This window comes from Shewanella sp. c952 (assembly GCF_019654975.1).
Classification (GTDB): domain Bacteria; phylum Pseudomonadota; class Gammaproteobacteria; order Enterobacterales; family Shewanellaceae; genus Shewanella.
The window spans coordinates 49,031-62,284 of the sequence record NZ_BPEW01000008.1; the positions used below are offsets into that span (position 1 = coordinate 49,031).

The 13,254-nt window shown below is 42.9% G+C and carries 12 protein-coding genes; 9 read left to right on the forward strand and 3 right to left on the reverse strand.

The annotated features are described in order from the left end of the window. The first annotated feature begins 46 nt into the window (after positions 1 to 46). Positions 47 to 664 (forward strand): adenylyl-sulfate kinase, encoded by a 618-nt coding sequence (gene cysC / locus K5R16_RS07910; RefSeq protein ID WP_220737003.1) that lies wholly within the window; start codon positions 47 to 49, stop codon positions 662 to 664. Positions 665 to 913: 249 nt separating this feature from the next. Then, the gene (locus K5R16_RS07915; protein ID WP_220737004.1) at positions 914 to 1,486 is read left to right on the forward strand and encodes a YdeI family protein; all 573 of its coding nucleotides are present in this window, start codon (positions 914 to 916) and stop codon (positions 1,484 to 1,486) included. A 59-nt stretch (positions 1,487 to 1,545) separates the two neighbouring features. On the opposite strand, the gene K5R16_RS07920 is transcribed toward K5R16_RS07915, so the two are convergent. Together K5R16_RS07920 and K5R16_RS07925 are read right to left on the reverse strand one after the other, a co-directional pair. Beyond that, positions 1,546 to 2,406 (reverse strand): TIGR03899 family protein, encoded by an 861-nt coding sequence (locus K5R16_RS07920; protein ID WP_220737005.1) that lies wholly within the window; start codon positions 2,404 to 2,406, stop codon positions 1,546 to 1,548. Between the two features lie 62 nt (positions 2,407 to 2,468). After that, positions 2,469 to 3,656 carry an MFS transporter gene (locus K5R16_RS07925; RefSeq protein WP_220737006.1) on the reverse strand — a complete coding sequence of 396 codons (1,188 nt, stop codon included), beginning with the start codon at positions 3,654 to 3,656 and terminating at the stop codon, positions 2,469 to 2,471. Positions 3,657 to 4,291: 635 nt separating this feature from the next. Between K5R16_RS07925 and K5R16_RS07930 the strand changes: the two genes are divergently transcribed. The 6 genes from K5R16_RS07930 (at position 4,292) to K5R16_RS07955 (ending at position 11,044) form a co-directional block, all read left to right on the forward strand. Then, entirely contained in the window at positions 4,292 to 5,698 is a 1,407-nt protein-coding gene (locus K5R16_RS07930; protein WP_220737099.1) for a hypothetical protein, read from the forward strand. 59 nt (positions 5,699 to 5,757) lie between these two features. Next, positions 5,758 to 6,906: an imelysin family protein gene (locus K5R16_RS07935; RefSeq protein WP_220737007.1), complete on the forward strand. Its 1,149-nt coding sequence runs from the start codon at positions 5,758 to 5,760 to the stop codon at positions 6,904 to 6,906. A gap of 130 nt (positions 6,907 to 7,036) precedes the next feature. Continuing rightward, a complete protein-coding gene (locus K5R16_RS07940; RefSeq protein WP_220737008.1) occupies positions 7,037 to 8,680 on the forward strand; it encodes a di-heme oxidoredictase family protein in 1,644 nt (547 codons plus the stop codon). A 179-nt stretch (positions 8,681 to 8,859) separates the two neighbouring features. Then, positions 8,860 to 9,387: a menaquinone-dependent protoporphyrinogen IX dehydrogenase gene (gene hemG, locus K5R16_RS07945; protein ID WP_220737009.1), complete on the forward strand. Its 528-nt coding sequence runs from the start codon at positions 8,860 to 8,862 to the stop codon at positions 9,385 to 9,387. Positions 9,388 to 9,428: 41 nt separating this feature from the next. Continuing rightward, the gene (locus K5R16_RS07950) at positions 9,429 to 9,959 is read left to right on the forward strand and encodes a cytochrome b/b6 domain-containing protein (protein WP_220737010.1); all 531 of its coding nucleotides are present in this window, start codon (positions 9,429 to 9,431) and stop codon (positions 9,957 to 9,959) included. A gap of 86 nt (positions 9,960 to 10,045) precedes the next feature. Continuing rightward, on the forward strand, positions 10,046 to 11,044 hold the full coding sequence (locus tag K5R16_RS07955) for a glycosyltransferase (RefSeq protein WP_220737011.1): 999 nt from the start codon (positions 10,046 to 10,048) through the stop codon (positions 11,042 to 11,044). A gap of 64 nt (positions 11,045 to 11,108) precedes the next feature. Here K5R16_RS07955 and K5R16_RS07960 read toward each other — a convergent pair whose 3' ends face one another. After that, positions 11,109 to 11,765: a thiol:disulfide interchange protein DsbA/DsbL gene (locus K5R16_RS07960; protein WP_220737012.1), complete on the reverse strand. Its 657-nt coding sequence runs from the start codon at positions 11,763 to 11,765 to the stop codon at positions 11,109 to 11,111. 650 nt (positions 11,766 to 12,415) lie between these two features. Between K5R16_RS07960 and K5R16_RS07965 the strand changes: the two genes are divergently transcribed. Beyond that, a complete protein-coding gene (locus tag K5R16_RS07965; RefSeq protein ID WP_259649799.1) occupies positions 12,416 to 13,246 on the forward strand; it encodes a hypothetical protein in 831 nt (276 codons plus the stop codon). The last annotated feature ends 8 nt before the right edge of the window (positions 13,247 to 13,254 follow it).

Consider the following 13,254-nt stretch of genomic DNA (forward strand, 5'->3'; position numbering starts at 1 on the left):
TAGCTTGGCGCATTGTTATTTATTCGATTAAAGTTTTGGAGTGGTTATGTCTGACATCGTTTGGCACCAACATAGTATTGACCAAGAGTCTCGCGCAAAGCTGAAAGGGCAAAGCCCTGTGTTACTTTGGTTTACTGGGCTTTCTGGCTCTGGTAAGTCAACGCTAGCAGGAGCATTAGAGCGGGCGCTGTATGATGCAGGCTTTCATACTTATTTGCTCGATGGTGATAATGTTAGGCACGGTCTGTGTAAAGACTTAGGCTTTAGTGTTACAGATAGAGATGAAAATCTACGCCGAGTGGGCGAAGTTGCCAAGTTGATGGTTGATGCCGGTCTAGTGGTGCTATCTGCTTTTATCTCGCCGACTAAAGAGGAGCGCGAGCGCGTTCGTGCACTTTTTGATGAGGGACGCTTCATTGAGGTTCATGTGTCTACGCCGATAGAAGTCTGTGAAGCGCGTGATCCTAAAGGACTTTATAAAAAAGCCCGAGCGGGTGAAATAAAAGACTTTACTGGGATCTCCGCGCCATACGAAACGCCAACGGCGGCGGAGCTGACTATAGACACCAATAAAGGTGATTTAGCATCTCAAGTTAGCGCGTTGCTCGACTATCTCGCAGCCATTCAGGTGATTGATGGAGCTAAGCTAAAAGCTGCAGGTTAGTTTTCCACTCAAGCTGAACTGAAAACAATGCCATACATGGATTCATGTATGGCATTTTGTTTATACGGTGGCTTGGCTTAGTACTCCAGCAGAATTCCTAACAGGGAGTGGCAATTCTGTGAAATCTAAATATGTGGTTAAGTTAAAGGAGGACTGTGAGGCAGATTTTTTTACAAAGAGGTGAATTAAGTAAGCTACTATGTTCATTCTCATAAATGAAGTTATGTTCCTAAAAGAGAAGCTTGGTCGATGCCTAAACCTGAACTATCGAAAATTATTTCATTCGAGACAGCGCAAAAACTTGCTGAGTGGCTCAAAGAAAACCACGCAACTGAAACAGAGTTGTGGGTAAAGATATTTAAGAAAGGTTCAAAGATTCAGAGCGTGACTTGGGATGATGTGGTAGTAGAGGCTTTATGCTGGGGCTGGATAGATGGCATAAAGAAGTCGATTGATGGGCAAGCTTATCTTCAGCGTATTACCCCAAGAAAAGCTCGCAGCAGCTGGTCTAAAAGAAATACTGAACATGTCGAACGTTTGGTAAGTGAAGGGCGGATGAGGGAGCCTGGCTTGCTACAAGTCTTGGCTGCTAAAGAGGACGGTCGCTGGGAGAGTGCTTATCGTGTCAGTGAGATGGTGGTGCCCGCAGATTTCTTAGCTGAACTAGAGACTCTGCCGCAAGCCAAGCAGTTTTTTGAAAAGCTGAATAAATCGAGTCGTTATGTAATCGCTCATGGTCTAGCAAGCGCAAAGAAACCTGAAACCAGACAGAGACGATTTAGCAAATACATGATTATGATGGTTAATAAACAAAAGCCGTAAATAATCGAGGCTCGGTATCAACGACTATCAACTGAGTGCGTCCTTTACTATATGACTCGCTAATCTATCCTGAAATCTTGGGAAAATACCGCTTTTAGTGCTTTGATGTAGCTGGTGTCAGTATTGAAGTGGATCAACTGCGCAAGTTCATCGCCTACTGGCGTAAAACGATAATAGCTAAAGAACAGCTGACCACTTTTGGGTGTAAGCTTTAGCTTGATGTTACTGAGCGCAAAGTTAATCGGCTTTTTACTACTAAGTAGACCTGTTTCTAGTTCACTGCGGTGTAAAATTCCGGCCTCAATCAAGGTTAAAATATTGGAATAGGGTAAGCCAAACTGTGATAACGCTATATTGGTTTGGGTGGGCTTCTTAAATAGATGACCTAAACCACCGGCATGCTTAAAGCCAATGACTAGTTTCAATTTGCTCTCATTATTAACCAGTACTGACATCCCTAAGGCTTTTTCCAATATCTGCGCTTCTTTGTGGGTTAGCTGTTTTAAAGTGGTTAATGTACGGAGGCTAAAGTTACCTGGGTTGGTGATCTCGCTGGCTAAAATACGCCCCCAAAGCTCCTGCATTTTGCGATTGTGGATCTGCTCCGCAAGCTGAAAGAATTGGTGCGCCCAATCGGCATCGAGATCCATACCGGTTACATCAGATGGTGTTTGGCTTATGGCAATCTTATAGATGGTTTCTAAATTTGATTGGTACTGGTTAGCGAGCTTTTGCGCTCTATACGCGCTGCGTTCGGTAATAGAAGCACTACTTGGCCGGTAATCACCTTCGCTGCTGAGTCCAAGCATTCGTCCTAGGAGCAGTGCTTTCTTTCTTGCTGACACGTCGGCTGATTTAGCGCTATCAATAACCGTTGGTTTGTCTGTATGCACTTTTGTGTCTTGCACTGTTTCAACCATCAGCCGAGTCCTTTGTAAACATTACAGTTATCTTTATGCCGAACAAGTCGTTCATTGTCTAGCTATTTGTCTGCATTAACCAGTGGTGCTAGCTTGCCAAATAACGCTACCTCTTCGCCCCTTTGTGGATGTCGAGGCACATTTATCGCTAAGATCAGTGAGCAAACAGCGAAGCCTGCACCGATGTAAAATACCAGCGCTGGCGAGGTTAGCCACAAAAGCCCTAGAAGTGCAGGGATCACGACCGCCGCAATATGGTTAATGGTGAAACTGACCGACATAGTTGCGGCAATATCTTTGGGATCAGCAATTTTCTGAAAGTAGGTTTTTACTGCAATCGCCATCGCAAATAAAAGGTGGTCAATCACGTAGAGCGCAGCGGCAGCTTCTGCGTGCTCGACTAGCGCATAGCTGACAAAAACCAGTATTAAACCAACATATTCAATAGTGAGTGCATTACGCTCACCAATACGACCAATGAAGCGGCCTATGGCTGGTGCAAATAACAGATTTACCACGTAATTGATTAAGAATAGTGAGGTGATCTGGCTGATACTGTAGCCAAATTTTTCAACCATCATAAAGCCTGCGAATACCATGAAGATCTGTCTTCTGGCACCGGAGAAAAAGGTCAGCATGTAATATAGCCAGTAGCGTTTTCTGAGAATAATTTTCTTGTGTTGCACTTCACCCTGAGGAAACGTCGGGAAGTACATCGTAATAGTGATGACCATGACGAGTCCTAATACACCGATGATGGCATACATCCATTGGTAATCGAGCTGTAGCCAAGTCATCACTAGCCAGATGCTGCCGTAGCCCAATAGTGCAGCTGCGCTTCGCCACGCGAGTGCTTTTCCTAAAAAGGCAGCGGTGTTTTTCTTTTCTACCCATTGCAGTGTTAATGATTGATTAACTGTTTCAAAGTAGTGAAAGCCAATCGACATCAATACCGTGGTGATATATAGCCCCAGCACTTGTGGGAAGAATCCGGTTATAGCAACTCCCACGCACAATAAGGTTAGCGATAATAAAGCAAAGGTTTGCTCTCTGATTAGCAGCAGTACAAAGATAGCAGTGAATGCTAGAAAGCCCGGAACCTCTCTTAAACTTTGTAATATGCCAATTTCAGCACCAGTAAACTGTGCTCGTTCAATGACAAAATTGTTAAGCAGCACCTGCCAGACGGCAAACACGAGTGACATGATGAATGTCATCCAAAGTAATAATTTTTGCGGGTTATTCTTCATTGAAACGATCCATGTACTACGGCGAAAGGATGAGCAGTATATACCCAATTAACATTAAGCAATACAAAGATGTGAATGCCTAAAAATACTCTCGCTTTTCGGACGCCAGATCCTTAGCTGCATTAATCACGCTGAAGTTCTCCATTTTTACTTGCCCTAATTTCGGCTTTGTAATCTAACGAGTTGGGTATGAGTTGCTTACACAAAACCTGCTTTGCAACGTGGTAAGTGTTCAGCTTCGACTTGGTGTAAGTGCTTTCTACACAAGTACATATTCAGCGCATATTGGTTGTGATATTACCAATGTAAAGCCTTATGTATGCTCCACTCTCTGGCACTATTTTTAGTTAACAAGTTTGTAATAGCTAAATAATTACAGATTTCACCAATTTAATCTCCACTGCCATTTTTAAATCTATCTGCTATATAGGTCAAATTTAGTTATTGAAATATAACAGTTTATTGTTTGGGTGAATAAGTGTTACCGCTGTTAATTTGCTTTGGCTAATGTAAGTTTAATGTAAATTGTATTGTAAAGAATAATGCAAATCGTTCTCATTTGATGTAGTTTGGCGGCAATTATTAGGGATGCTGGTTTCCAGCAAGAATTAATCGAGAGCCGTTTTATGAAAAACATGTCAAAACATGTGAAGCTAAATCTACTGGCCGCCACCATCGCTGGCGTGTTCAGCGCCAATGCCATGTCTGCAACTGATCCTGAAGTGTTAGCCGCTGCGATTGCCAAGCAAGAAGCTGAGTTGGTGGCCTTGAAGGGGCAACTTAAGGAGTTGGCTAAACAACAGCAACAGCAAAATGTTCAGGCTGAAAAGCAGAAACAACAGCAGTTAGAGCAGCAAGCTGCAATTGAAACGGTTCAAGCTGAATCAAGCAAGCTAAGTAAATTCTCTTTTAAGTCTTACGGTAGTGTCATCTATACCAATGATGAGTACTACGACAATGTCCAAGACACTACGCCTGAACGTCGTGGGCGCTTCGATTTAGAGCGCATTGTGACTGAGTTTGGCTATCAGTTTAACGATGAGTGGGACATGGAAGTTGAAATTGAATATGAGCATGGCGGTACTGGTTCATCTTTAGAGTACGACGGCTTTGATGAATTTGGCGAGTTTGAAGCTGAAGTCGAAGCTGGCGGTGAAGTTATGATAGAGAAAGCGCAAATTCGTTATCGCCCAAGCGATGCCTTTGGCGTTAAGTTCGGTAATATCCACCTACCTGTTGGTTTGAGTAGCACCCTGCACAAGCCTAATCAATATCTTACTGTTCAGCGTCACAAAAGTGAGGCTGCAATGCTTCCAGCTGTCTGGAATGAAAACGGTATTGGTGTTTTTGGTGAAATAGCTAACTTCCATTATCAAGCGCAGGTTGTCAGCGGTTTAAATTCTGAATACTTCCGCACTTACGATTGGGTTGCTTCTGGTCACCAAAAACGCTTTGAGCATGTTAATGGTGATGATCTGGCATACGTCGTACGTTTAGATTACGGCAATTTTAAAAGCGGTTCGGCTGTCGGTGTTTCGTATTACTACGGTAATACCAGTGGTAACCGTCATAAAACTAACAAGATGAGTGCCGATGGTACCGTGGGTATTTTATCGGTTGCTGGCGCCTACGTTGAAGGTCCGTGGATCCTTCGCGGTCAATACCTTAACGGGACCTTGAGCGACTCTGATGCCATTACTCAAGCGAACAAAACAACCCCAGGTTTAAAGCCGGGCAACTTTGCTCAGCTAGGCAGCGAATCTGAAGCTTTCTTTGTAGAAGCGGGCGTTGACTTAAGCCACTTCACCTCTATTCCGGTCACTATTTTTGCCAATATCGATTATTCAAATCCGCTTAAAGAGGTTGAATCGGGCATCGCCACGAAGCGATACGAAAATACCTGGATTAGTGGTGGTATCAACTATTTCCCAATTCCAGAGATTGTCATCAAGGCTGAAGCGGGTGTGCAGCAAGTTGCTGTGTCTTCAATCCCTGATACTAACTTTTTTGCGCTGGGCGTGGGCTACCAGTTCTCGCTATAAACAATCAAATACAAGTTAGCTTAATTAATTTACCTAAGTTATAAAAAATGGAGTTTTTAATGAAACAATTTACTCATTCAGCGGTTGCTATCGCGTTAATTTCTGCACTTGCTGCATGTGGTGGTTCTGGTTCTGACAGTACACCAACAACTGAACCTGATGACTCTTTCTCGTTCGATGCCACTGAGATGGTGACCAACCTTACAGAGGACGTCATCGTTGCCGGTTACAATGACTTAGCGGGTGAAGGTGAAGCGTTGTTACTCGCAACGCAAACATTGGTTGCAACCCCTACCCAAGCGAATTTAGAAGCAGCACAAGATGCATGGAAAGCGGCGCGTCAGCCTTGGGAACAGGGCGAATCACACATCTTCGGTCCAGTAGATTCAATGGGTATTGATCCGCATTTGGATAGCTGGCCTTTGAACACCATTGATTTAACAACGGTACTATCTACAACGACAGGCTTTGATGCGGAAACCATCAAAGGTTGGAATGATGACGTGCAAGGTTTCCATACTATGGAATACCTACTATTTGGTGACGGTGTCGCAGATAACACTAAAGCCATTGCAGAGCTAACGGCTAATGAACGTGACTATTTAATGGGTCTTGCTGAAGTGTTCCGTGATTACACTAAAGACCTCGATGATGCATGGGTTGTTAGCCATGATGCTAGCAGTGGCAAAGCTTATGGTGAGTTACTTAAAAAACCAGGTAGTGACGGTAATACATTCTACAGCTCAAACGTTGGTGTTGTTGAAGAGTTAATTAATGGCATGATCGGTATTGTGGATGAAGTGGGTAACGGTAAGATTGCCGATCCATTTGGTGACACTGTCGCTAAGGCTGATACCTCAAAAGTTGAGTCGCAATATTCTTGGAACTCGCTAACTGACTTTAGCAATAACATTATTGGCGTACGTAATGTCTACCAAGGTGAGCTAACAGGTGCTGCAGACAAGCAAGGTATTATTGATTTTGTTGCCGCAGCTGATAAAGACTTAGCCACGCGTGTCGGCACTGAAATTGATAATGCTATTTTGACTATTCAAGCAATTGAAGGCTCAAATGACATGCCATTCCGTCAAGCTATCTCTGATACTGAAGGTCGCACACGCATCCAAACAGCAGTTGATGCATTATCAAAACTGCAAACAAGTCTTGAGTCAGATGTACTTCCACTACTAAAGACGTGGAAAGTGTAAATAAGTGACTTTTTAAAAGGCATAGGGTTAATCCCTATGCCTTTTTCATGTTAATCACCGGTGCTTTAGTCTTTAACTGCTAGCTAGCCTAAAAAACTAAACCGACGGTAAAACGTGTGTGGTAAAGCCAATGCGCAATAAAAATTATAAATTCAGTGTCAATTTTACCAAGCTTAATGCTTTAGCTTTCGCTGGCATATTGAGCTTGTCGGCATGTGGTGGTAGCGGTGATGATGAGACGACACCAACGCCAGAAGAGAAAGTCTACCCTAGCTATACCGATATCACAGCCAGTGGCGGTGATACTACAACTTATGATGCCTCTGAATCCGGTCATGGTTTTTCAACACCTGCACCGAATTTAACTGCTGATGAACTAGCGTTACATTTGGATGGTGATCTTGGCTTTGAAACCGCTTTTACAACCGCGCCGAATCCAGCGCATCCAGATTTAGATGGTCTTGGTCCAGTATTTAATAATGCCGACTGTAACTCTTGTCATCAACGTGATGGTCGTAATTCAACGCCGCAAGTTGCTGCGGGTGAAACCAGAGTTAAGCTGGGCTCTGAAGCTGGTATTTTTCTTAGGATAAGTAAAGCACCTGATGAGCCATGTGTTACAGGTACTGCGGCAAATAACTATTGTGCACCCATTGCAGTACCAGATTTTGGCGGTCAGTTATTTCATCGTGGCGTGTTAAAAGCGCGCTCTGATTGGCAGCAAAACATGTTTATTGGTCAGGCAGATGTTTATCTGTCTTATGAGACAAAAACGGTTACCTATACTGATGGCACGAGTGTGACGCTAAAGAAACCGCTATTTGATGTAGAGAACCCTTATGACGCACCGGGTGAAACCAAATCAAGCTCTAATGTGACCTCTAATCTGCTTCAAGACGATGTGCTCATGGGCTGGCGTAATGGTATGCCTGTGTTTGGTTTAGGTCTTTTAGAAGCTATTCCTGAAGTTGATATTGTGGCAAATGTTGATGCTGAAGACAGTAATAATGATGACATTTCTGGGCGTGCTAACTACGTATTTGATGCTGTAAAAGCGCAAAACGGGGACAGTAATCCGTTATCGCTAGGTCGCTTTGGCTGGAAAGCCAACACACCAAGCGTCAGAGTGCAGTCATTAGGTGCATTGCGGGGGGATATAGGTATCACTAACCCGTTATTTCCCGATGAAAGCATTAAAGGTACCGCACTGCATGATGATTACTTGGTGCGCACCGGCTTTACCGATACAGGTGAGGGGATTGATGGTGAACCTGAAGCGAGTGCTGAATTTAGTGACTCTGTCGTGTTTTACGCTGAAACATTAGCTGTACCAGCAAGACGCAATGTTACTGACCCAGATGTTCGAGAAGGTGCGCGTCTGTTTGAACAACTTAACTGCAGTGGTTGTCATACGCCTAGCTTTGTCACTAAAGCTTCGGGGGACATTGGTGGCACAGAGATGATTGCGGGGCACAAGAGCCAGACTATCTATCCTTTTACTGACATGCTGTTACATGACATGGGTGACGAGTTGGCGGATGGTCGTCCTGACTTTCTTGCCGACGGCAATGAGTGGCGAACCCGTCCACTGTGGGGAATAGGCCTGACTCAAACTGTTAATCCTCAAGCTGGTTTCTTACATGATGGTCGTGCAGCAACACTTGAAGAAGCCATTTTGTGGCATGGCGGAGAAGCGCAAAAAAGCACCGATGACTTTATGGCGCTAACGGCTGCGGAGCGAACTCAAGTTATTGATTTTCTAATGTCTCTATAAAATATAAGTATTAAGTCGCTTAGGGAATACGAAATTTGTGTATTCCCTTTTTTGATTTTGTGAGGTAGGTAAAGTTAAAGCGGCTTCTCGAACTGAAGCTCGTGATCTGATTCAATTAAAAATACTCGATTTTCACCTATGATTAACCCAATTAAATTTTACCTATAGGGGAGCATCTGGTGAGCAATATTCTTATCGTTTATTCAAGCGTACATGGCCAGACCCGCAAAATTTGTGCTTATCTTGAAAATAAGCTGGTAGCCTTAGGCAATAAAGTTAAAGCCGTTAGTATCGATGAAACCGTTGATTTGGCCGCGTTTGACAAAATCATTATCGGTGCAAGCATTCGTCATGGTAAGCATAACCCCGCTGTTTATGACTTTATTGAAGCCAATCAAACACTGTTAGAGCAGAAGCCTAGTAGCTTTTTCTCGGTCAGTTTGGTTGCAAGAAAGCCATTGAAAAATACAGCAGAAACGAATCCTTACATGCAGGCCTTCATTGAAAAGTCTCCATGGCTTCCAGCACAAGTAGAAGTGTTTGGTGGTAACCTCAATTACCCAAGCTATGGTGTTGTTGATCGAAGCATTATTCGCTTTATTATGTGGATGACTAAAGGGCCAACTGAAGCTGATACTAATATCGAATATACCAATTGGCAAAAAGTAGAGGCTTATGCTGATAATGTCGACCAGCTGACGGTCTAATTTGTTGTTTTGAGGCGTTAAGTTACCAATTTGAGGTGAGAATGGCTAAATCAAGATTACAGAAAGTTCTGAACGTTTTCGTTGCGCGTCAGCACATCATGATTATTATTAGCGTTGCTTACCTCATCTTGACCAGTGGTTGGATCTTGATGGGGCGGAGTTTAAGAAATAATGCCAGCTTTTGGGATCTCAGTCATGTTTACCTTGGTTTATTCGCTGCCTTCCTCGCCGTTTCATTTTTAATAACCACATGCTTAAAAGGAAAGTGGCGTCAGTACTTTCCTTGGCTAATAGCAGATTTTTCACAACTAAAAAGTGACTTGCAGGGGCTGGTAAAAGGTAAGTTACCTATTGCGGGCGGTAGAGGCCTTTTTAGTATTGTCGAAGGCTTAGGGCTGCTAATATTCTTAGCTGTGGGGCTTACTGGGGCGCTGTGGTTTGTAACCCAAGGCTCTAGCGACGCACTTATGTGGCGTAGTTACCACATCTATTGTGCCAAAGGCTTTATTGGCTTTATCGTCGTGCATGTTATCTTTGCTTGTTTACATTTGCTCGATTTTATCCGGAATTAATTGTCACTAATACTGAAACAAAGCTTTTATCTTTAAAGGCTTTAAACTAACTTATCCTTATGGACTCGTGAGTGAAGGGGAGGCGATTGCGGCCAAAGGTTATTCAGCTAATTGACGATGCAAAACTAGGTGGTGTAAATATAGCACTAGAAAGTCTTGCGGCCTCAAAACTGAAACATGAGTTTCAATTCCAGTTAGTTCACACTCAACTTAACCTGCCTAAATTTAGTCACTATGACGCATCCGTGATAGTGATCCACGCTGCAATGAGTTGGAAAAAAATACCTGCACTTTTAGCATTGAAAGTCGCCAATTGGTCGACGCCTATCTTGTATCAAGAACATCATTATAGCCGTGAATTTGTTGGCCATTGTGTGGACAATGCTACCCGTTTTAAATGGATGCTCAAACTTGGTTATGCCGTGGTCGATAAGGTGCTTAGTGTTTCTAATCAACAGGCTGATTGGTTGGTGAGCTTTTGCCAGCTGCCTGAAAGTAAAATAGCTCGAGTTGGGCAGGCTAAAGAGTTAGCTTTGTTTAAGGCTGTCGCTAAGAGAGAACGTCATAGTCCGCTGCGGTTGGCCGCTTATGGACGGCTGACTAAGCAAAAAGGTTTTGATTTGTTAATCAAAGCGATTGCTCATTTCCCTGATACCGAAGTCACCTTAACTATTGCGGGTGATGGTGAAGATAAAGAGGCACTACAACAGTTGGTTGAGTGCCAGTCGCAAGTCCGATTTATTGGTGAAATAGAGGATGTAGCCAGTTTTCTGAGCACTGTTGATGTGGTGGTGATCCCTTCTCGCTGGGAACCTTTTGGGCTCACTTGTATGGAGTCCGTTGCTGCTGGCAAACATGTTATTTTGCCCGCAATTGATGGCTTAGCCGATCAATTACCTGATTCTGAAGAGTGCATAGGCTTTGAGGTTATTACCTCTTTGTCTGTAATTGGGATCATCGAGGCGATAGACAATGTAAATAAGAGAACTGAAATAGGTGTTAGCGAGAGTCAACGCCATGTAACCGAGCTAGCTTGGGAAAACATGCTGGGACGGTGGCGGCAGTTATTAATCCAGTACAAATGAAGCTATTTTAGCGGGTACAAATACAAAAAAGGCGCCTTTAGGCGCCTTTAACATAAGTAAATGGTTACTTATGTTCTACCGCTAGGTAGTTGATTAGGTCGATAAGCTCGCCAAGAGTACGTACAGAACTCATGTTAACGGCATACTTGTCGTTAACTACGAATGCTGGAACACTTTGTACTTTAAACTCTTGCTGCTGTGCGCGCCATAAAGCGAGTTTAGCGTTCGTTTCTTTGCTGTCAGCTGCTGCATCATATTGCGCGCTATCAACGCCAAGTTTAGCGAATACTGCTTTGATGTCGTCACGGCTTTTTAGTGGTTCAGCATGTTTATGTCCTGAAGCACCATGATCGTGTTTCTCACCGTTGTCGCCTTGAATAACTTTAAACATCGCGTCAGTTAATGGCTTTGGATTATCCAAAGTTTGAATCACAGCAAGAGAGCGCATGACTTCAGTGTTGATTTCAGTGTTTGCAAAATCAACGTGCTTGCTATCAAAGGCCACTTGCTTATTTAGATTGGCTTTGATGTCTGGTAGGTACATCTTTTCCATATTGAAGCAGTTACCGCAGTAAAACGAGTAAAACTCAGTCAGTTTAGGCTCACTGCTTGGTGCTTTATTGCTAACGACGGTGAAGTGTTTACCTTCAACGAATTGTGCGGCAAAGCTGCTCATTGGAGCAACAACTAAGGTAAGTGCTAAAGCGATATATTTAATCAAGCTAATGTCCTCAAAGTGACCTTTATCTTTATAGACAAGGTTGTGCAGTAACGAAAAATACAGTTATTAAGCTTCCGTTACACTAATTTATGTATACCAATCCTACTTGAAGATGCCTTCTACGATTGGTTTTATTGGGCTTACGCTGTGTTATTTATTTTATCAAGGGAATAACCATTAGTGGCAATTAATGCCGTGATTAAAGCCCATTAAACACCCACTGCACCCTGCATGTTCAAACAGGATCTGTATACTTTTGTTAAGAATAAAACCAGATGCTTAATTATGACTTAAATTTGCCTTTCTGACATGCACTAGAGTGTGACATATATAATGCTTTAGATGAGAATCGAAATTTTTCACATTAAAGTTTGTAGTGCTTCACAATCTAGATTGAATTCGTATAGATTTTTAATTTTTGCAGGAACTTAATGGCATTGCTGAACCATGTATTAATAGCGAGTAACGGCTATGTTTTAGATGACATCATCGTTCGTTATGAATAATTTAAGCTTTTCATAGACATCACGACTAAGATTAACCTGATTAAGCTAACTACTTGTGTTAAATTTTAGCAAGATATTGAGTTTTTATCATTGAGTCGAAGCGCTCAGTGTTAAAACTAAAAAGTCATGTTGGGGGAAACGGATTTGAATACACCATCATATATAATTATAGGTTCGATTGTTTTTGCTGGAATGGGGCTAACTGCCAAAGCAGAAGGCACTGATTGGCGAATTGCTTTTGGTGGCCATAATACGATAGTAGAGCAGGTTGACTCACATACTCTGGGCGCCCATGCAGGCTTTTTTGTTGAGCATGTTACTGAGTCCAATATTAGCTGGAAAGGTAATATTGATATTTTTATCGATGACGATAAAGATAAGCTCGATCCTGATCATATCCCTATCTGGTTTCAAACCGCTTGGTCAGTGGATGGCAATCTGTACCGCTTTTCTCCCACAATGAACCTGCAGTGGCAGGTAACTCTGGACGGTAAGCGAAATACCGTAAGCTCGGTTGAGAAACAATCGAAACTATTCCCAGCCATTGTCGCTCGATTCGACAATCAAAAGTTTTATGCTGGACTCACGCTAGGCGGTGGTCATTATATGCTTGAGATTGATGATGATGTGCCAAGAGAGCGTGGCTATGATCGTGAAGATTTTCAAAATAAAACCGGCGCTTACACCGTTGCGGCTGATACAAAAATCATGCTGGGGAAATCATTTGATATCTATGCGGGCGCTCAAACATGGAATGACGGCAGTAACTGGTTGGAAAACAAATATTCAGCCGTTTTTAGCTATCACTCCGATAGTTGGATTGAGGACAGCGAGGTAAAGCTCAGTGTTGAGCACTCTGAGTATAATTTAGACCCATTTGATAATCGCGACAAAAACGATGCTGACTATTTAGCTATTTTGCCTTGGGATCACGACACGTTAGTTCGAATATATGTCGATATGCCTTGGGGTTAAGTGACGTT